General features: G+C 70.2%; 18 protein-coding genes and 1 pseudogene. 11 read left to right on the plus strand and 8 right to left on the minus strand.

Annotated elements, in window-relative coordinates:
- Positions 1-489: 489 nt before the first annotated feature.
- On the minus strand, positions 490-858 hold the full coding sequence (locus tag E1288_RS42690) for a hypothetical protein (protein ID WP_132494531.1): 369 nt from the start codon (positions 856-858) through the stop codon (positions 490-492).
- 647 nt (positions 859-1,505) lie between these two features.
- On the opposite strand from E1288_RS42690, the gene E1288_RS42695 reads away from it, so the two are divergent.
- The gene (locus E1288_RS42695; protein ID WP_207954878.1) at positions 1,506-3,035 is read left to right on the plus strand and encodes an excinuclease ABC subunit UvrA; all 1,530 of its coding nucleotides are present in this window, start codon (positions 1,506-1,508) and stop codon (positions 3,033-3,035) included.
- Between the two features lie 13 nt (positions 3,036-3,048).
- Here E1288_RS42695 and E1288_RS42700 read toward each other — a convergent pair whose 3' ends face one another.
- Complete coding sequence (locus tag E1288_RS42700) at positions 3,049-4,620, minus strand: MFS transporter (RefSeq protein WP_235884208.1); 1,572 nt, start codon at positions 4,618-4,620, stop codon at positions 3,049-3,051.
- Positions 4,621-4,772: 152 nt separating this feature from the next.
- Positions 4,773-5,672, minus strand: coding sequence for an alpha/beta hydrolase fold domain-containing protein (locus E1288_RS42705; RefSeq protein WP_132494535.1), 900 nt, complete (start codon positions 5,670-5,672; stop codon positions 4,773-4,775).
- 335 nt (positions 5,673-6,007) lie between these two features.
- Here E1288_RS42705 and E1288_RS42710 point away from each other — a divergent pair.
- Positions 6,008-6,971, plus strand: a pseudogene (locus E1288_RS42710) (lactonase family protein).
- Positions 6,972-7,124: 153 nt separating this feature from the next.
- On the opposite strand, the gene E1288_RS42720 reads toward E1288_RS42710, so the two are convergent.
- The gene (locus E1288_RS42720; protein WP_132494541.1) at positions 7,125-8,018 is read right to left on the minus strand and encodes an NADP-dependent oxidoreductase; all 894 of its coding nucleotides are present in this window, start codon (positions 8,016-8,018) and stop codon (positions 7,125-7,127) included.
- A gap of 70 nt (positions 8,019-8,088) precedes the next feature.
- On the opposite strand from E1288_RS42720, the gene E1288_RS42725 reads away from it, so the two are divergent.
- The 3 genes from E1288_RS42725 to E1288_RS42735 all read left to right on the plus strand — a co-directional run bounded on the left by E1288_RS42725 (position 8,089) and on the right by E1288_RS42735 (position 11,103).
- A complete protein-coding gene (locus E1288_RS42725) occupies positions 8,089-8,706 on the plus strand; it encodes a TetR/AcrR family transcriptional regulator (protein ID WP_132494543.1) in 618 nt (205 codons plus the stop codon).
- Between the two features lie 90 nt (positions 8,707-8,796).
- A complete protein-coding gene (locus E1288_RS50750; RefSeq protein ID WP_132494545.1) occupies positions 8,797-9,729 on the plus strand; it encodes an STAS domain-containing protein in 933 nt (310 codons plus the stop codon).
- Between the two features lie 306 nt (positions 9,730-10,035).
- Entirely contained in the window at positions 10,036-11,103 is a 1,068-nt protein-coding gene (locus E1288_RS42735; RefSeq protein ID WP_235884209.1) for a hypothetical protein, read from the plus strand.
- A 113-nt stretch (positions 11,104-11,216) separates the two neighbouring features.
- Here the strand turns inward: E1288_RS42735 and E1288_RS42740 are convergent, their stop codons facing one another.
- Both E1288_RS42740 and E1288_RS42745 read right to left on the minus strand, forming a co-directional pair.
- Positions 11,217-12,098: an alpha/beta fold hydrolase gene (locus tag E1288_RS42740; protein WP_132494548.1), complete on the minus strand. Its 882-nt coding sequence runs from the start codon at positions 12,096-12,098 to the stop codon at positions 11,217-11,219.
- A 49-nt stretch (positions 12,099-12,147) separates the two neighbouring features.
- On the minus strand, positions 12,148-13,089 hold the full coding sequence (locus E1288_RS42745) for a LysR family transcriptional regulator (protein ID WP_132494550.1): 942 nt from the start codon (positions 13,087-13,089) through the stop codon (positions 12,148-12,150).
- Positions 13,090-13,209: 120 nt separating this feature from the next.
- On the opposite strand from E1288_RS42745, the gene E1288_RS42750 reads away from it, so the two are divergent.
- Together E1288_RS42750 and E1288_RS42755 are read left to right on the plus strand one after the other, a co-directional pair.
- Complete coding sequence (locus E1288_RS42750) at positions 13,210-14,079, plus strand: alpha/beta fold hydrolase (protein WP_132494552.1); 870 nt, start codon at positions 13,210-13,212, stop codon at positions 14,077-14,079.
- Positions 14,076-15,488, plus strand: coding sequence for an MFS transporter (locus E1288_RS42755; protein WP_132494554.1), 1,413 nt, complete (start codon positions 14,076-14,078; stop codon positions 15,486-15,488). Before E1288_RS42750 ends, E1288_RS42755 begins: the two co-directional genes overlap by 4 nt.
- A gap of 80 nt (positions 15,489-15,568) precedes the next feature.
- Here E1288_RS42755 and E1288_RS42760 read toward each other — a convergent pair whose 3' ends face one another.
- A complete protein-coding gene (locus E1288_RS42760) occupies positions 15,569-16,117 on the minus strand; it encodes a glycosyltransferase (RefSeq protein WP_132494556.1) in 549 nt (182 codons plus the stop codon).
- A gap of 145 nt (positions 16,118-16,262) precedes the next feature.
- On the opposite strand from E1288_RS42760, the gene E1288_RS42765 reads away from it, so the two are divergent.
- The gene (locus E1288_RS42765) at positions 16,263-16,745 is read left to right on the plus strand and encodes a MarR family winged helix-turn-helix transcriptional regulator (protein ID WP_132494558.1); all 483 of its coding nucleotides are present in this window, start codon (positions 16,263-16,265) and stop codon (positions 16,743-16,745) included.
- 135 nt (positions 16,746-16,880) lie between these two features.
- Here the strand turns inward: E1288_RS42765 and E1288_RS42770 are convergent, their stop codons facing one another.
- Positions 16,881-17,666, minus strand: coding sequence for an IclR family transcriptional regulator (locus E1288_RS42770; protein WP_132494560.1), 786 nt, complete (start codon positions 17,664-17,666; stop codon positions 16,881-16,883).
- Between the two features lie 156 nt (positions 17,667-17,822).
- Here E1288_RS42770 and E1288_RS42775 point away from each other — a divergent pair, with 156 nt between their 5' ends.
- The 3 genes from E1288_RS42775 to E1288_RS42785 form a co-directional block, all read left to right on the plus strand.
- The gene (locus tag E1288_RS42775) at positions 17,823-18,536 is read left to right on the plus strand and encodes a CoA transferase subunit A (RefSeq protein ID WP_132494561.1); all 714 of its coding nucleotides are present in this window, start codon (positions 17,823-17,825) and stop codon (positions 18,534-18,536) included.
- A gap of 206 nt (positions 18,537-18,742) precedes the next feature.
- The gene (locus E1288_RS42780; protein ID WP_132494563.1) at positions 18,743-19,387 is read left to right on the plus strand and encodes a CoA transferase subunit B; all 645 of its coding nucleotides are present in this window, start codon (positions 18,743-18,745) and stop codon (positions 19,385-19,387) included.
- 115 nt (positions 19,388-19,502) lie between these two features.
- On the plus strand, positions 19,503-19,647 hold a 145-nt coding region (locus E1288_RS42785), incomplete at its 3' end, for a thiolase family protein (protein ID WP_456320520.1).

Here is a 19,647-nt window from a genome sequence, read left to right on the forward strand (position 1 = left end):
CACCCTCCCCGGCGACCCCCGGATCAGGCTGCCTCCCGCTTCACCAGGCCGCTACGACGACCCAGCGATGAAGGTCTCCCACCTCCATCCGACACATCAGCACCTCGTGGCGCACCGGAAACCGTGCCAGAGCCAAGATCCGGCTGCCGTTGACAGAACTTTGGTGCCCTGCGCCGGGGTGATGGCTATCCTAGCCACCCTAGTCTGAACGCTGAATCGGATGTGCGGCTCGACCCGAGCGTGAACCTGTTCTTCCTCTTGCCATCGCTCTGTGGAGTGTGGCCTACGGCGGACTCCCCGTGGGCGTGCAGTTGTGGATGACCGCCGCCGCCCCGGACTAGGTCGAGCGCGTCACCGGCCTCTATGCCGGCGTGTTCACCGCCTCCATCGCCTTGGGCGCTTTCGCGGGCGGCCTGATCGTCAAGGGCGCGGGCATCGTGCGGCTGCTGTGGTCAACCGCCGCCCTGGCACTGGCCTCACTCACTGAACTCATTCTATGCCTCGCGAGCATCTCCTTGGTGAGACGAGACCCGATCTCCGGCGCTTCGCCAGGGATCGGGTCTCAGAACGCGCCTCGCCGGGCCAACTCACCAAGCGCCCTTCGAGGAACGCCGCCTTAAGCACGTACGCCTGTGGCTCGGTGAGCGGGGGAGCTTGGGCCGCTTGTCTGGCAACCCACTCTTCATAGGTCTCTGCCTCACTGCTCGTCTTTTCATTGAGTCGCTGTCCGGCGCGGCGGACTGCGGCTTCGATGATCGCCGTGCGCACGATTTCGGAGATCGTCATTCCGTCGGAGGTGAGTTCGGCGAGCGCCTCACACATCGCGTCGTCGAGGCGTATGGAGATGTTCTTGGGCACGACGCGTAGTCTCTGACTCGTCTCCGTGGTCGTGTCGATGCCCCTAGCCACCCCGGACTGGTTGACGGCGCAAGGGACGTATCAAGACCAATCGGAAGTGGTCGCTGGTGCTGCACAACACGTCCCGCGGTCCAGCCTCCGACGTCGACTTCGCCTTCGAGGATCTGCCGGACGATGCGTCTTCCGCGTGGTCCGGGAGGGCGGCCCGCTGGGCATGATCCCGCCCGGTCAAGAAGCCCGGTTCCCCTGCTGATGGCCGTGGTCTCGCATGATGCCGTTGATTGCGCGGGGACGTGGACCGATGCCACTGGCAACGTTCAGACGACGAAGGCGACCGTCTGCACCTGATCCAAGTGCGCGGACGCTCACGGCTCGTCGAAGATCAGCGGCGTGACCCGCCCAGCGTCTCCAGCGACGGTCGGTGGCGATCCCGACGCGGAATTCGCTTAGACGTGGGGCCAGTCTGAGACGCCCTCCAGCTAGAGCCTACGAGGTATGTGGAATTGACCGCGCCAGCCACACAAGATCAGCTGTCAGAGCTGAGCTGATCAGCCTCTGGCCTGCGAAAACGCACCCACGGACGACCCATCTCTGATTCAACGTTCGCCGGCGCCAACATCGCCGACCTCGCCGCGCTCCCGCTGACCGTGCTCGCGGAGAAGCTTCGCGCCGAGCAGGACGACAGCGTCGCGCGGGTCGTGGTCGAGGATCTGCTGGCCCGCATCGAGGCGCTGGCCGAACTCGGCCTGGGCTACCTCGCCATGGACCGCGCCACCCCGACGCTCTCGGCCGGTGAGCTGCAGCGGCTGCGGCTGGCGGCGACGCTGCGCTCCACGCTCTTCGGCGTCGTCTACGTGCTCGACGAGCCGTCGGCCGGGCTGCACCCCGACGACACCCAGGCGCTGCTCCGCGTGCTCGACCGGATCCGGGCGGCCGGTAATTCGCTGCTCGTCGTCGAGCACGAACCGGAGATCATCCGCCACTCCGACTGGCTCGTCGACGTCGGTCCCGGGGCCGGTGAGCACGGTGGGCGCGTGCTCTACAGCGGCCCGCTGGACGGGCTGCGGACGTCCGCGGACTCGGTGACGCGCGCCCACCTCTTCGATCCGCCGGCTCCGGTCGGCAAGCGCCGCACCCCGGCCGGGAAGATCGAGCTGCGCGGGGTGAGCAGGCACAACCTGGTCGAGACCGACGTCGACTTCCCGCTCGGCGTCTTCACCGCCGTCACCGGCGTGTCCGGGTCGGGCAAGACGACGCTGGTCACCGGCATCCTGGCCGCCGCCGTCCGGGACCACCTCGGCGCGTCCCGCAGCCACGTGGGCGACGACGAGGAGCCGGCGGCCGACACGTCCCGGCACGTTCGCAGCATCACCGGCCTGGACGCGATCAACAGGCTGGTCGAGGTCGACCAGCGCCCGATCGGACGCACACCGCGGTCGAACCTCGCGACCTACACCGGACTGTTCGACGGGGTGCGGAAGCTGTTCGCCGCCACCGACGAAGCCCGCCGGCGGAAGTACTCGGCCGGCCGGTTCTCGTTCAACGTGGACGGTGGGCGCTGCGAAACCTGCCAGGGCGAAGGGGCGGTGGCAGTCGAGCTGCTGTTCCTGCCCAGCAGCTACTCGCCGTGCCCCGCCTGCCACGGCGCCCGCTACAACCCGGAGACCCTCGAGATCCGCTACCGGGACAAGTCGATCGCCGACGTGCTCGCCCTGACCGTCGACGACGCCCGCGGCTTCTTCGCCGACGTGCCGGCGGTCGCGCGCAGCCTGGAGACCCTCCACGACGTCGGGCTGTCGTACCTGACGCTCGGCCAGCCCGCCACCGAGCTCTCCGGCGGCGAGGCGCAGCGGATCAAGCTGGCGACCGAGCTGCAGCGAACGCGCCGCGGCCACACCCTGTTCGTCCTCGACGAGCCCACCACGGGCCTGCACCCGGCCGACGTCGAGGTGCTGATGCGCCTGTTGCACGTGCTGGTCGACGCGGGCAACACGGTCGTGGTGATCGAGCACGACATGACCGTCGCCGCGGGCGCGGACCACGTGATCGACCTCGGCCCCGGGGGCGGCGACGAAGGCGGTTCGGTGGTGGCCGTCGGCGCTCCGGCGGAAGTGGCCCGCGCCGGCGCCGGCCGCACCGCGCCGTACCTGCGGGAGGTGCTCGAAACCGCGGGCTGAATCCGCTGCTGCGTCAGCCTTGCTGGGCCTTCGGCTCCGCTTCCTGTTGCGGCTTCGGCAGATTCCGCTTGTTGATCAGCACGAGCGCGACACCCATGGTGATGACGGCGAGGGCCGCCGAAGCGAACAGCACGGCCGATGCGCTCGCGGCGAAGGCCTCCTCGAAGACCCGTTGAAGGCCTTCGCGGGCTTCCGGCGGTGCGAGTTCCAGCGCGCGCTGCGCGTCGCCTTCGGCCGCTGCCGCGGAGATGGCGTCGTGCTGGCCTGCGGGCAGGTCCGCGGTCGCGACGACACCGGCGAGCTTGGCCTTGTAGAGCACGCCGAGGCCGGCGGTGCCGATCCCGGCGCCGATCGAAGCCAGGCTGGTCATCGTGCCCGCGACCATCCCGGACCGCTGGCTGTCGGTCACGTTCATCGCGACGGCGAAGATCGGGGCGCCCGCGATGCCGCCGCCGGTGCCCCACAGCAGCAGCGGGAACACCAGCGACCAGGCCTGCGTGGTGGGGCCGAAGGTCAGCGCCATCCAGGCGGCGCCGACGGCCTTGCAGGCGTAGCCGATGGCGATCACGTGGCCGGACGGCAGCCAGGCCTGCATCTTGCCGCCGAGCATGCCGGCCGCCATCTGCGCGGTGAACACCGGCGCGAGCAGGACGCCGCTGGCGGTGGGGGACAGGTGCAGCGAGTTCTGGAAGTACTGCACGAAGTACACCGTGCCGCCGATGGTCAGCACCCGGGACATGAAGATGGTGAAGGCCGCGCCGGTGAACGCGGGCTTGGTGAACAGCCGCAGGTCCAGCGTCGGGTTGCGGACCCTGCGCTGCACGACCAGGAACGCCGCCAGCAGCACCACGGCCACGGCGATCTGGATCAGCGTCGACGAAGCGGTCCAGCCCTGTTGTTCGCCGCGCAGCAGCGCGAAGTTGAGCAACGCCAGCCCGGCGATCAGCAGCGCGGTGCCGCCCCAGTCCAGCGAGCCGATCTTGCCGCCGCCACCGGCGTCGCGGGGCAGGGTGCGCAGCCCGATGGCGAAGGCGGCGATCCCGAACGGCAGGTTGATCAGGAAGATCGCACGCCAGTCCAGGACGTCGACGAGGGTGCCGCCCAGCAGCGGCGCGATCAGGCCGGCCGCGGTGGACATCGTGGTCCAGGTCGCGATGGCCATGTTGCGCCGCTGGCCGTCGTAGGCGTGCGAGAGCAGCGGGAGGGCGTTGGACATCAGGATCGCGCCGCCGATGCCCTGCACCGCCCGGGCGAAGTCGAGTACCAGCGCGTTCGGGGCCGATCCGCAGGCCAGCGAGGCGAGGGTGAACAGCGCGATGCCGGTGAGGTAGACGCCGCGGCGGCCCAACCGGTCCGACAGCGTCCCGGTCACCTGGGTGACCGCGCCCATCGTGATCATGTAGGCCACGACGACCCACTGGATGTCGGCCAGGGTGCCGCCGAGATCGGCCTGGATGTCGGCCAGCCCGATGGTCACGATGGTCATGTCGATGACCACGAGGGCCGTGGCGATCACGACCAGTGCGAGCAAGGCGCGTGACCGGGCGGCTGATGGCCCGGCATCGGTCTCCGTCGTCGGAGCCACGATTCCCTCCAGTGATAAGACGATCGCGGATGGTGGCGATCTTGCGCGGCTGAGGTTAGCCTCACTTCACTGATTCATGCAAATATGCGCGTAAACGCATTAGTTGGGCCCGGTGCCGGTGGGCTGCGTGCTCGTCGATGCGGCCGCGCGGGTCAGTCGGTGGCGCGGCGCACGTGGCCGGCGATGAGGCCGTACATGCGCTCGGTGAGCGCGCGCGTGCCGAAGCTCATGATGTTGTAGCCGTGGTCCGTGCCGGCGACGTCGTGGTGTTCCACCAGCGCGCCCACGGTGTCGAGCGCCTCGGCGTACCTGATCCCCTCGTCGCGGAGCCGGTCGTACTCGCAGGTGATGACCACGGCGGGGGCGATCCCGGCGATGCCCGCCGCGTTGGTGCCCCAGGCGGGCGAGATGAGGCGGTCGCGCCGGACCTCGGGGTCGGGTGCGTACGCCGGGTCGAACACGTCCGACATCCAGGGGCGGATCACCGGCTTGCCCGTGGGGCTCCGCTTGTGCGCGGCGTGGGTGACCAGGTCCAGCGGCGCGTAGTGCAGCACCTGGAGCGCGATCGCGGGCCCGCCGCCTTCGAGGGCGAGGCGGGCCGCGGCCGCGGCGAGGGAACCTCCCGCGCTCTGGCCGCCGACGCACAGCCGCCGCCCGTCCCAGTCGCGGTCCTGCCGCGACGCCCAGGTGACGACGTCGAAGACCTGCTCCACGGGAATGGGGAAGGGGTGCCGGGGCGCGACGGAGTAGTCCACGTTGAGCACGACGACCCCGGCCTCGGCCGCCAGGTAGCGGCACCACGGGTCGTCCTGCTCGGGGTGCGCGATGACGAACCCGCCGCCGTGGACGTTGACGTGGACCGCCGGTTTCCCGGCCGCGACGGGGAAGTACGCGATGCACGGGACGTTTCCGTGGCGCGTCGGCACTTCGATGGTGCGCTTGTGCGCCGGAATCTCGTCGAAGCGCAGTTCCGGCTTCAGCCGCGGCGTCATGAGCCGGTTGAGCACCAGGGTCGCGATGTCGACGACGAACGGCTTCGACAGCAGGGACATTCCGGCTCCAGACCTCCGAGAGCGGTGGATTTCCGGACCTTATCCAACCGCTCGCAACGCCGGGTGCTGCCGCGGTGCGGAGAAAGGCACAGCCGTTTCGCGCGGTGGGGTGAACGGTGCGCCGAACCGCCGCACGTGTTCCGGCCGAGCGTCGTCTTGCCCGGCGTAGCGCAGGCGGTGATCGTGGTTGCAGCCGGGGCGGAACGGAGACAGTGAGCGCGATGGAGAACAGCCAGCAGATCGGCCGAGCCGCGTTTCTTCGCCTGGCCGGGCTCGGAATCGTCGCGGCGGGCGCGAGTTCCCTGCTGCCGGCGCGAGAAGTCCTGGCGGACACCATGGCCGCGCGAACGCTTGCGGCCTACAGCGGCAACTTCAGCACCGCCATCGAACTCGCCGGCCTGAACCTCGACGACGGGCGGTTGACGGGCACGGGGGCGGTTCCCGGCGTGGACAGCCCGGCGTTCCTGATCTTCAACGCGGACGGCAGCAGGGTGTATGCGGTCAACGACACCAACGACGGCCGGGTGACCGCGCTGTCGGTCGAGTCCGGCGGCGGCCTCGCCGTGCTGGGCAGCCAGTCGGCGGGCGCCTCGATGCCCACCCACCTCGCGGTGCATCCCGGCGGGCAGCACCTGATCGTCGCCAACTACGGCAGCGGGAGCACCGCAGTGTTCCCGATCCTGGCCGACGGTGCGCTCGGCCCGCGGGCCGATCTCGTGCAGTACGAGGGAAGTGGCCCGGTGCCCGGCCGCCAGGAAGGCCCGCACGCGCACATGGTGGCCATCACCCCCGAAGGCCGCTACGTGCTGGTGCCCGACCTCGGCACGGACCGGATCCACGTGCACGCCCTCGACGCGACGACCGGAAAGCTCGATACCCTCGGCGAGGCGCAGTTGCGCCCCGGTGCGGGGCCCAGGCACCTGGTCTTCCACCCCACGGCGCCGTTCCTCTACGTCGCCGACGAACTCGACTCCACCGTGACCGTCTGCGCCTACGACGCCGACCGGGCGGCGGTGACACCTGGCCAGGCGGTCTCCACGGTTCCCGACGGCGTCCGGGAGAACTTCCCGGCCGAGATCCTGATCTCGGCCGACGGACGGTTCGTCTACGTCTCCAACCATCGCCGTCACGCCGGACGGACGGTGGATGTACGCGAGCAACCATAACTCGAACTCGGTGACGGCGTTCTGGGTGGATCCGGCCAGCGGAGAGATTTCCCCGGCGGGAGAACCGTTTTCCACGCCGAGCCCGGTCTGCCTGCTCATCGGCGGAACGCCGAGCCGAGGCGCTCATCGGTAGATTTCCGCGATATCCGTCCGCCAGGTTTCCGCAGGCGGCGGACCTTGCCGGGCTGCGTGGTGGCCCGGTTCGCGAGGGTCGGGCCGCGTCGGCGATCGCCCGCTCCGGAGACGAGGTCGACCGAGGAATTGGCTTGCCGGGCCGTGCAACGGCTCAGACGACCACGACCCGGCGCCCGCGCGTGTGACCGGCATGGCTGTCGATGTGCGCCGCCGCGGCTTCGGCGAGCGTGTACGACTTCTCGACCGGGATGTGGAGCTTTCCCCGCGAGATGAGCCCGGCGGCCTCGGTGAGCGCTTCCGGCACGCTCCCGGCCACACCGGAAAATCGGACACCGAGCTCCGGCGCACCGAGATCGGCGATGGAGATCACCTTCTGCGGATCCCCGGTCAGCTCGACGAGCTCGCGGATCACGCCCGAGCCGGCCAGATCGAGAGCCGCGTCGACATGGCCGAGCTGTCGCACCCGCTCGACCCAGCCCTCGCCGTACGTCGTGGCGACGGCACCCAGGCTGCGCAGATAGTCCTGGTTCGCGGCCCCAGCCGTGCCGATCACCGTGATGCCGCGGTCGCGGGCGATCTGGAGCACCGCCGATCCGACCCCGCCGGACGCACCGCTGACCAGCAGCGTCTGCCCGGACCGCACGCCGACCTCGCGGATGATGCGCAGCGCGGTCTCCACCACGGAGGGGTACCCGGCTGCCTCTTCGAACGTCAGGCCCTCGGGCATGCGGGCCCAGGCCGACAGCACGGCGAACTCGGCATAGGTGCTCGAGCCTTCGCCGAACACGCGGTCGCCGACCTCGACCCCTTCGACACCCTCGCCGACCTCGTCCACCACGCCGGAGGCGTCGAGCCCGACTCCGGCGGGCAACTCGATCGGATGGGACTCCCGGAACTGGCCTTCACGGATCCTCCAGTCGACGGGGTTCACGCCCGCCGCCCGCACGGCGATGCGCACCTGACCGGGGCCCGCGTGGGGCTCCTCGGCGTCTACGAGTTGCAGGACGTCCGGGCCGCCGAACTCGGCGAAACTCACTCTCTTCATGTGGTCGACCGTAGCACTAACGGTTAGCCTTTAAAAACGGTTACGCCTTTGTACCTGATAGTGTCAGCGCATGACCGTGCCGACCGGACGCCGTGAGCGCAAGAAGGCCGCGACCCGCCAGAAGATCGCTGACACCGCCCTGCGGCTCTTCCTGGAACGCGGGTACGACGCGGTGGGCATCCGTGACGTGGCCGCTGAGGCCGACGTAGCCGTCACCACGCTCTTCTCCCACTTCGCCTCAAAAGAGGCCCTGGTGTTCGAGCAGGACGAAAATTTCGAGCAACGACTCACGCAGGCGGTCACCGGCCGGGCGCCGCACGAGCCGCTCATCCCTGCGCTGCGCCGCGAGATCCAGGCCCTGGTGCGGCATTGCACGGCGGACAGCGCCGCCCCGATCTGGCGCATGGTCGACGAATCACCTGCCTTGCGGGAGTACGAGGAGTCGATGCGGCTGCGCCATGCGGAGTCGCTGGCAACGGCCATCGCCGCCGATCCCGACCTGCCGCTGACCACAACGGCCTGCCGGACGATCGCGAGGTTCGTGATCGACGCCTATTCGCTGGCCCGCGAGGCGGCCGATCCCGAGGCTGCGGTGGACGAGATCTTCCGGATGATCGAGGCGGCCTGGAAGATCGCCTGCCCTTCTCGAACTGTCCCTCCTGGCAGGACAGAGGCCGGTCGGGGCTGAGGAATCGGCGCGGGCCGGCGGTGTTCGTCGCGAACGCACCGTCGGCCCGCTCGTGTTGGCATACTCGGGGCAGTCGCTCAGGAGGTGCCGATGGAGCTGGGTCTGACCAACACCGCGCTGCCCGGTGGAATCACCTTGATCGAGGTGACCGGTGAGCTCGACGTCTACACCGCGCCGATCCTGCGGAACCGGCTGACCGATGCCGTCAACGACGGCGAGTACCGGCTGATCGTGGATCTGACCGGGGTGGAGTTCCTGGACAGCACGGGGCTCGGCGTGCTGGTCGGCGGCCTGAAGCGGGTGCGAGCCCACGACGGCGCCCTGGTCCTGGTGTGCAGCGCCGAGCGGATCCTCAAGATCTTCCGGGTAACGGGCTTGACCAGGGTCTTCCAGATCGAACCGGACGTGGCCTCGGCCCGGGCCCGGTGCGCCGACCGCACGGCCTCTCTCGCCCGGCCGGAACCCGACGTCGAATCCGTCGGCTGGCACTGGGTTCCCGGCCGGATCTATCTGAGCGAAGAGCAAGGCCACCGGGACGTGCAGGCCGCGGTGGAACGGGCGCTCGAAGCCTTCGGCCTGGAATTCGGCCACGCTTTCACGCCCGAGTCCGGGTCGTGGTTCGGCGAGTTCCTGATCCGGTTGAAGAACTCGGGCACGCTGCCGACCAAGGAGGAGCAGTTCCTCAAGCTCAGCAGGGCGTTGGAACTGCGCGTGCTGGACCGGCAGCAGGCCGAGGTCGACGCCGCCCAGGGAGCGGCCGTGGCGGGCCTGATCCAGTCGCTGAAAGACACCCCGCGAGCCGTCGTGCAGATCGGCTCGGTGCTGCTGGTCAAGGTGGACGAGGTGATCGTGGTGCGCAACCTGACCCAGGTCGAACTGGCGCACTGGGAACGCAACCCCGCCCTGTTCCGCGATCCCGCCGCCGCCCTGCTAGAACTCCAGGCCGCGACCTCCGATGACGCCGCGGCCCCGCATCCGAGCAACAGCCACGAACGAACGGCATCTCCCCACCGCACCGCATGAAGCCGCTTCCGCCGTCGGGTTGCGAACGCTCAGCGCCGGGTGGTGGCGCGCTTGCGGTTGGATGATCGCTCGTCTGCCTTGTCCCGCTGCGATATCGGCCAAAACCGAATGTCGGGGCAGGGTGGTCACCTGGACCAGGCGACTGAGAAGACCTGCGATGTTGAGCCAGCGCGGCCAACGGCGTTGTTCAGCGGGCTGAGCACTCCGAATGTGCCCGGAGGCAACCCGAGTTATCCGCCGCGCGTCTCCTTGACGTAGGAGAGCACCGGCTGAGAGGCAGCGATGTCGAGGAGAACCGGAACGACCGTGGCCACGGCGCTGATCGTGGTCGTGGGCACGGCGGGCACGGCGTTGGCGCAGGGGACCTGGACGCGTGAGGAGTTCCCGGCCAGGCCCGAGATGGCGTCCTACGTGAGCACCGTTTCCAGCGGTGGCGGCGCGACCTGGGCGTTCGGCAGCTACAGCCCGCCCGGCTCGCCGACGTCCATCACCGCGCAGGCGTTCCGCCGCGAGGAGACCGGTCGCTGGGTGGAGGTTCCGGTGCCGAACGTCGGCCAGATCGTGGGCTCCGCGGTCACCGGCCCGGACAACGCCTGGGCGGTCAGCCAGTTCACCAAGGTCGGCCGGGGCGCGACGTTGCACTGGGACGGGCAGGCGTGGACCGAGGTGCCGCTGGAGGTTCCGGACGCTCCCCGGATCTCGCCCCACGACGTCACGGCCGTCGGCCCCGATGTCTGGGCCGTGGGCAAGGCCTACCGCGACGGCGAATCCCCGCTCTCGCGGAGCTTCGCGATGCGCTGGGCCGACGGCGGCTGGCAGGGGTCTCCGCTGCCGCCCGCCACCGATGAGCAGAACTTCTCCAGCGTCGGCGGCGCCGCGCCGGACGACCTCTGGATGGCCGGCACGACCGTTGCGCGGCCGCAGCAGATCGTTGCGATGCACTGGGACGGCGCGCAGTGGAGCCACGTGCAGGTGCCACCGCTTGAGACCACGGACTCGGATTTCCTCACCGTGCACGACGTCGCGGCCTTCGCGCCGGACGACGTCTGGATCTCGGCGACGCAGAAGCCCTACGACACCCCCGGGCACGGCCAGCCGATCCTGATGCACTGGGACGGCAACCAGTGGATCCGCGAGCAGGCCCCCGTACCGCCCGGCGGCACCGGGAAGCTCGTGCACGCCGACGGTGCACTGTGGAGCCTCGGCGCCGGTGCGCTGCTGCGCTACGACGGCACCTCGTGGCAACAGGTCGACGGGCCGCAGGAAGGTTCCCTCGACAACGGTGCCGAACTCCCGGACGGCCGCCTGGTCGGCACCGGAAGCGCCGGCGATCCGATGACCCCGCAGCCGTTCGCGACCGTCCAGAACCGTTGACCCACCCGATTTGCCCTGCGGCTTCCCGATTCTCCCCGCAGATCGTCCTCTTAGGACGTAGAGATCGGGAGCCGCAGGTTTCGAATAGGTGGCGACGGGATGCCGGCGTGGTTCTATCGACGAGCTCCACGTGAGCGACCGAGGAACGACTCGACGGCGTGCACGAGCTCGCTGGGCGCTTCTTCCGGGACGTAGTGGCCGCCGGGAACGGAATGTCCGCTCACGGCCGCCGGATCGGCGTGGTGCTCCTCCCAGACTCCCACGACGTCACGGCGGGCGAGGCCGCCTTCGGCGCCCCACAGGAGGAGTAGCGGCGCTTGCAACCGCAGCCCGCGGTCGTGATCCGCCTCGTCGAGTTCGAGGTCCGTCGTGAAGCCCGTCCGGTAGTCCTCAAAGGACGCCCGCAGGTGCCCCGGGTCGCTGAACGCGGCGACGTAGTGCTCGAACGTTTCCCGGTCGACGGCACCGGAATCGAGGACGCGGGCGAAGAAGTGGCCGAGGTACGCCTCGACGTTCCCCGTGATCAGCTTCTCCGCCAGCTCGGGCTGCCGGTGGAAGAACCAGTGCCACATCGCGCTCGCCGAGTCGATGTCGAACGAGCGCATGACGACCCTGGTCGGCAGGATGTCCAGCAGCACCAGCGCAGCCACCTCCGCGGGCCGGTCGAGCGCCCACCGGTGTGTGACGCGGGCGCCGCGGTCGTGGCCGATCACCACCGCCGATTCGTGCCCGAGGTGGCGGATCAGGCCGCTCAGGTCGGCCGCGGTGGAACGCTTGTCGTAGCCCGAAACGGCCAGCCCCGAAGCGCCGTACCCGCGCAGGTCCGGGGCGACGACGGTGCGGCCGTGGCTGAGCGGCTCCACGACGTGGCGCCAGCAGGCGCCGGTCTGCGGCCATCCGTGGAGCAGCACGACGAGCTCAGGTCCGTCGCCGACGACCCGGTAGGCCAGCTCCACGTCGTCCAGGCGCACCGACTCGACGTTGTCCCGAAGCATCTTTCTCCCTTGTTGCACCAGCGTTTTGCGGACGGTCCAGCAGCGGACATCAACCCTCGGCCGCGACGGCCGACGGGTGCCGGGCGAGCAGGTCGTCGAGGCGCGAACCGACGTGCGCGCAGTTGCGGCGCACGACCGACAGGAACGACGCGAGCACCGGCGACCGGTCGGTCACCCGGAAGGACATCTGCAGGTCCGGCAGCCGGAATCGCGGCATGACATCGCAGAACCAGATGTCGTTGCGGGCGATCAGCCGCATGCGGTCGGGGCCGAGCCCGACCCCGGCGCAGCAGGCGGCCAGGCCGGCGATCGTGTGGACGTCCCGCGCCATCGTGGCGCTGTCGAGGGCGGCCGGGTCCGGCCCGAACGCCGGCCGCAGGTACGAGCTCACCGCGTCCGGGCTGGCGATGAGGTGCTCCTGGGTCAGTTGCTCCAGGTCGATCGACGGCAACCCGGCGTACGGGTGCGCCACGGACACGACGGCCACCAGGTGATCGGCCCCGATCGGCACGGTGACCAGGTCCTCCGCCCCGGCGCCGCGCGGGCTGCCCCGGCCCACCGCGACGTCCAGCTCGCCGGCGAGGAGCGCCGCCGCCGCGGTCGGGCTGTCCAGTTCCTGAAGCGCCAGCCGGACGGCCGGGTGGGTGCGGCGGAACCTGCCGAGCACCCCCGGCAGGGGGTCGAGCAGCGCGGATCCGGTGAACCCGATCCGCAGCCGCCCGGTCTCCCCGCGCGCCGCGCGGCCTGCGTCGATGCCGGCGAGCCTCATCTCGGCGAGCGCGGTGCGGGCCCGGGCGAGGAACGCTTCTCCGGCCGCGGTCGGGAGTACGCCACGAGAGGTGCGGTCGAACAGCCGCTCGCCGACTTCCCGTTCCAGGGCGGCGATCTGGGTCGACAGGGGAGGCTGGGCGATCCCCAACGACGCCGCCGCGCGACCGAAGTGCTGGTGCTCGGCGAGCGCGAGCGCGTAGCGGAGGTGGCGGGCTTCCATGCGTCCCACGATACGTCCCATGTATCGCGGAGGGCCTTGTGAGATATCGCAATGGATGAGACCGGAGGGGGCGGTGTGACCTGGACGGGTCGATGATCACCGCTCCAGAAGGACCTCACCATGACCCGCCCGTCCTCCTCCGAGACCGTCGTCGTCCTCGTGCACGGCGCCTGGCACGCCGCGCTGCACTGGGCCGCGACGCAGCGCGCCCTCGCGCGCCACGGTCTCGCCAGCGTCGCAGTCGACCTCCCCGGCAGCGGGCTCGATGCGCCCGTCCCGACCGGATTCCTCGCGCCCGGCCAGCCCGGGCTCACCAGCGAGAAGTCGGCCCTGAGCGATGTCACGATGCAGGACAGCACCGATGTCGTGCTCGACGCCCTCGTCGACGTCCGCACGCGGTACCGCAACGTCGTCCTGGTCGCCCACAGCGCGGGCGGCGGCCCCGCCTCGGCGGCCGCGGAGCAGGTTCCCGAACTCGTCGACCACGTCGTGTACCTGTCGTCGTTCGTCCCCGCCGGTCGCCCCCGGTTCGCCGACTACATCGGCGCCGCGGAGAACGCGGCCGCCGTCAAGATCCCGCCGGTCGGCGATCCGGCCGAGCTGGGCGCCTTCCGGATCAACCCGCTCGCCGCCGATCCGGCCGCGATCGGCGTCATCCGCCGGGCCTTCCTCGACGATCTCCCCGCAACGGCACCGGATTCCTGGCGGCAGTTCCTGCACCCGGACCTGCCGGTCGCCAACTTCACCACGGCGGTGCCGCTCTCGCCCGGGCGCTGGGGGCGCATCGCGCGCACCTTCATCCGGCTGACCGACGACCTCGCGCTGCCGCCGGCCACCCAGGACCTGATGATCGCGGAAGCCGACCAGGTGGTGCCGGACCAGCCGATGGCGGTGCACTCGCTAGCGGGTGGCCACTCGCCGTTCATGACGCGGCCCGTGGAGCTGGCGACGCTGCTCGCCACCGTCGCCTTGCAGCCGGTCACCCGATGACGAACCCGCATTCCGGTGCGCAGGCAAGGCGATTCGTCCTGCCGGTCGTCCTGTCCGGGGTCTTCGTCCAGCTCGTCAGCGTGACCGTCATGCAGGTGGCCGTGCTCGACGTGCAACGGGATCTCGGTGCCGGCCCGGGCGAGGGCCAGCTCGTCCTGGCCGGCTACACCCTCACCTACGCCTGCTCGCTGATCCTCTCGGCGCGGCTGGGCGACCGGTACGGGTACCGGCGGATGTTCGTCACCGGGATGGCCGTGTTCACCATTGCGGCGATCGGGTCGGCCGCGGCGCCCGAAGCCTGGCTGCTGGTCGCGGGCCGCCTGGTGCAGGGCGTCGGCAGCGGGATCATGGCCCCGCAGATCCTGTCGATCATCCAGTCGGCACTGCCCACGAGCCGCCGGCCCGCCGCGCTGAGCGCCTACGGCGCGACCATGGCGGCGGCGTCGCTGGCGGGCCCGCTGCTGGGCGGAGTCCTGATCCAGCTCGATCCGCTGGGACTGGGCTGGCGGGCCGCGATGCTCCTGACCGTTCCGGTCGGGCTCGTCGCCCTCCTGCTCTCGCCCTCGCTGCCGTCCGTCCGAACAGGACGGACCGGCGGGCGCATCGATTCGATCGGAGCGGGCCTGAGCCTGGTGGGAACGGCACTGCTGGTGCTGCCCCTGACGGTGGGACGAGACGCGGGCTGGCCGATGTGGACGTGGGCAAGCCTTGCTGCGGCGGTGGCGGTGCTGGCAGGATTCGCGGTATCCCAGCGAAGAGCGGCGGATCCGCTCGTCCACCCCGCCGCACTGGCCGACCCGTCGACGAGGTGGGGACTGGGGGTCGTGCTCGTCTTCAACGCCGGCGTGCCCTCCTTCACCCTGCTGCTGTCGATGCACCTGCAGGGCGCGCAGGGCTGGAGCCCGATGCAAACGGCGCTGACCATCACCCCGTACGCCGTCGGGGCGCTCGGCGGCAGCGGTGTCGCGAACGTCCTTGGGAAGCGCTTCGGGGCCTGGACCCTGGCCGCTTCGGCGGTCGCGATGGGGATCGTGTCCATCGCCGTCGCGGCGACCATTGACGACCCGGCAACCCGATGGGTGCTGTGGCTCGTCCTCGGCCTGGGCGGAGTCGCCTTCGGGATGTTCACCGCCTCGGCGTTCACCCAGATCATCGCCAGGGTCCGAGCCGAAGCCGCCGTCTCGGTCTCGGGCCTGCTGCCGACGGCGCAGCAGCTCGGCGGCACGCTGGGCGTCGCGCTCGCAGGCGTGGCCTACTCGGCGCCCGCCACGAGCAGCGGCGATGCGATGTGGCACGCGATGACGTACGAGGCCGCGGTGTTCGTCCTTGCCGCGGCCTTCGCGGTCCGCCTGGTCGGCCGCCGCCACGAGACCGTTCACCACGGGCGACCCACCGCCAACGCGGCATAGATCGCAGATCAGCAGAAATCTCGCCGCGCGGCTCCCCCGACCGACCAACAACGCCGGAAACCCCGTTCACGCGATAGCCCTCACGACCCCCGGACCGTGTCCATCAGGTGTCGTGCGGCGGTGCGCGTGCCGTCGCTGCGGATCGCGGTGGCGAGGGAGCGGGCACGGTCGGCGAAGTCGGGTTCCAAGGCACGGCTGAGCGCGGCGGTCAGCGAGTCGGCGGTGGGCATCCGCTGAGGGTGCGCGACCCCGATGCCCAGCTGGTCGACGCGCCCGGCCCAGTAGTGCTGGTCGTACTGCTGGGGAAGCACGACCTGGGAGGCCCCGGCTCGTGCCGCCGTCGTGGTGGTGCCCGCTCCGCCGTGGTGCACGATGGCGGCGACCCGGCCGAACAGCGCGCGATGGTTGGTCTCTCCGATTGAGATGCAGTCGGCCCCGTCGTCTGCCAGTGCCAGGTCGGCCCACCCGCGGGAGATGATCGCGCGATCCCCCAGGCCCTCGATCCAGTCGTGGAAGTCAGGGGGTGCGCACACGCGGACTTCCTGACCGGTCGCCTTCAACTGCAACGCCAGTGCCGTCACCGGCTGGACTTCGCCTCGCGACCCGATCGTCGATAGCAGCACGCGCATCTGAACTCCCCGCTTCCCGTACGTCTTGAGCCGGCATCGAAAGAATCACTGCGTCACGAAATAACTGTGTGACGCAGTGATTGTGTGGCGCAGGCTACTGGTGCTAGCGTCCGGACCGCAAGCAGGGCGAGAGGACGGAACGCAGGTGGCCGGTGCGGATGACGAAACGGCGGTCGGCAAGGTGCTGGCGGCGCTGCCTGACTGGGGAAACGTCACCTCCCAGCTCAACGCCGAGGTCGCCAGGCGGATGGGGGTCGCGCTCAGCGATCTGGATTGCCTGCACGCGCTCAACCGGCACGGACCGGCAACCGCTGCCGCGCTGGCCAAACATGTGGGGCTGACGTCGGGTTCGGTGTCGCGCATGATCGACCGGCTCGACGCGGCCGGCTGCATCGAGCGGGTCCGCGATCCCGGAGACCGGCGGAAGGTGCTCATCGAGCCCACCGCCGAGGGGCTCGACCGCATCCGCGCCTATTACGCCGGCCTGGCCGCCTGCACCCGCGACGAGCTCGCCGACTTCACCGACGAGGAGCTCGACGTCGTGCTGCGCTTCATCCACCTGGTCCGCGACAACACCGCGGACGAACTCACCAGGCTCCGGGCCGCCGCACCCGACTCCCGTCGGTAAGTGGTCCCATGGAGCTTCGCCGCATGCGCCGACGACGTCTGGCGCAGTCGGCCCTCGTCGCCGGGTTTTCCTGCGGCTCCCGGTTCTTCATCGATGATCGTCTCATGTGGACATATCTGCGGACGCAGGCTCTGATCAGAGGCCTGCGGTGTGGTCGGTGGTGTCCAGGGTGCGGGTGAGGGCGTGGGCTTCGTGGAGGAGGAGGGCGCCGAGTTCGGGTTGCCGCTCCGGGCGGAAGCGGGTCTCGATGCCGGTCAGCGTCAGGGCCCACGCCGATTGCCCGGCGCGGTCGAACACCGCCGCCGCCATGCCCCAGCTCCCCTCGACCACCAGGCCGGGGTTGACGGCGTAGCCGTCGCGGCGCGTACGGGCGATGCGGGCGCGCACCGCCTCGGGGGAGTGCTTCTCGCCCCACCGGCCGGTCAGGTCGGTCCGCTCCAGGTAGGCGTCGATCTCCGCGTCGCCGAAGAAGGACAGGATGACCAGGCCGGCGGAGACGACGCCGAGCGGGAACCGGGCACCCTCGTAGAGCACGAAGGACCGGATCGGGAAGTCGCCGTCCTCGCGGAGCAGGCACACCGTCTCCTCGCCCCGCAGGGCCGAGAAGAACGCGCTCTCGCCGGTCTTCGCCGCCAGCCGGTGCACGCTCGCGCGGGCGTGGTGCGTGACGTCGTAGCGGGTGCCCGCCGTCTGCCCCAGCAGGTACAGCTCGGGGCCGAGGAACCACCGGCCGGTGCGCCGGTCGCGGTCGACGAACCCCTCCTCCGCCAGGGAGCTGAGCAGGCGGTGCACGGTCGGCCGGGGGAGGTCCGTGGCCCGGGCGAGGTGGCTGGTGGCCGCCCCCGCCTCGTTGACGGCCGACAGCGCCCGGAGCACGGAGCCGACCCGGCCGATCAGATGGGCGTTCGCGCTGGCGCTCATGCCCGCATCCTAGCGTCCACTCAGTGAACGCCTAGGCCGGACAATGGTCATCCGATGAACGGATCGGCCGTCGTTCAGCCTTGTTTCTTGCGGTGAACAGCAGGTTGCTTCTTTACTGCTGCTGTTCGTCCAGCGGACCGATGAAGAGGTGATGAGTTGTCAAAGCTGCGCCCGAGTGCGGCGGAGGCACTGTCCGACGTGCTCGAAGACGGGATGACGATCGCCGTCGGGGGCTTCGGCCTGTGCGGCATCCCGAGCGACCTCATCGAGGTCGTTCGCGACAGCGGGGTCACCGGTTTGACGTTGGTCTCCAACAACATGGGCGTCGACGGCAAGGGGCTCGGGCTGCTGCTCGAGAACCGCCAGGTCGCCAAGGTGATCGCGTCCTACGTCGGCGAGAACAAGCTGTTCGCCCAGCAGTACCTGGACAAGGAGCTGGAGGTGGAGTTCGCGCCGCAGGGGACGCTGTCCGAGCGGATGCGGGCCGGCGGCGCGGGCATCGCCGCGTTCTACACCCGCGCCGGCGTCGGGACCCCGGTGGCCGACGGCAAGCCGTTGGCGGAGTTCGACGGCCAGACCTACGTCCAGGAGCGGGCGATCATCGCCGACCTGGCGCTCGTGCACGCGCACACCGCGGACCCCGCGGGCAACCTCGTCTACCGGGCGAGCGCGCGGAACTTCAACCCGGTCGTCGCGACCTGCGCGAAGGTCGCGGCGGTCGAGGTCGAGCATCTGAGCGAGGAGTACCTCGACCCGGAACGGGTCGTGACCCCGGGCATCTACGTCGACCGGCTGGTCCTCGCCCGGCCCCGCATCAAGGACATCGAGAAGCGCACGGTGCGTCCCCGCGCAACCGCCCCGGCCGACTAGAGATTGTGTTGAATTTGGTTTGCATAGCGGTGCGGGTGGCGGAACCTCAGATGCCCCCTCGCTGTGGGATCCCCGACATCATGAATGCCAATTCACCACGTCGGGGCTGTCCTCGCGAGGAGCCATCTGAGAACCCGCGGCGGTGCGAGTTGAGTCCCACACCGCAAGCGGCTACCGCCGCTTATAAAACGACCTAGGAGCAACCCATGACCTGGACCCGCGACGAGATGGCGGCGCTGGCCGCCGCCGAACTCCGCGACGGCGACTACGTCAACCTCGGGATCGGCATCCCGACCCTGGTCGCCAACCACATCCCGGACGGCGTGCAGGTGACCCTGCAGAGCGAGAACGGCCTCCTGGGCCTGGGGCCGTTCCCCTACGAGGGCGAGGAGGACGCCGACCTCATCAACGCCGGGAAGCAGACCGTCACGATCAATCCCGGGGCGAGCTACTTCGACTCCGCGGTCTCCTTCGGGATGATGCGCGGCGGGCACATCGACATCGCCGTCCTGGGCGCGCTCCAGGTGAGCGAGGGCGGCGACCTGGCGAACTGGACCATCCCCGGCGCCCTGGTGAAGGGCATGGGCGGCGCCATGGACCTGGTCGTCGGCGCCCGCCGGATCGTCGTGCTCACCGACCACGTGGCCAAGGACGGCAGCCCGAAGATCGTCGAGCAGTGCACGCTGCCGCTGACCGGTGCGGGCGTGGTCGACCGGATCGTCACGGACCTGGCGGTGCTCGACGTGACCGCGGAGGGCCTCAGCCTGGTCTCGCTGGCCCCGGGCGTCACCGAGGACGAGGTCCGGGAGAAGACCGGGGCCGCGATCAGGCAGCCGGTCGCGACGGCATGATTTTCCGAGCAGGCATAGCAGTTCTTGGCCGCGTTGGACGGAATTGGGGAGTAGAGCGGTGAACAGTGCACGGAGCGGCAGCGGTTCTGTGATCGTGGCGGGGGCGCGTACTCCGATGGGGCGGTTGCTGGGCTCGCTGAAGGATTTCTCGGGTGCGCAGTTGGGTGGGTTCGCGATCCGGGCTGCGTTGGAGCGGGCCGGGGTGCGGCCGGATCAGGTCGAGTACACGATCATGGGTCAGGTGCTGACCGCGGGTGCGG

The organism is Saccharopolyspora elongata, assembly GCF_004348985.1.
Lineage (GTDB): Bacteria > Actinomycetota > Actinomycetes > Mycobacteriales > Pseudonocardiaceae > Saccharopolyspora > Saccharopolyspora elongata.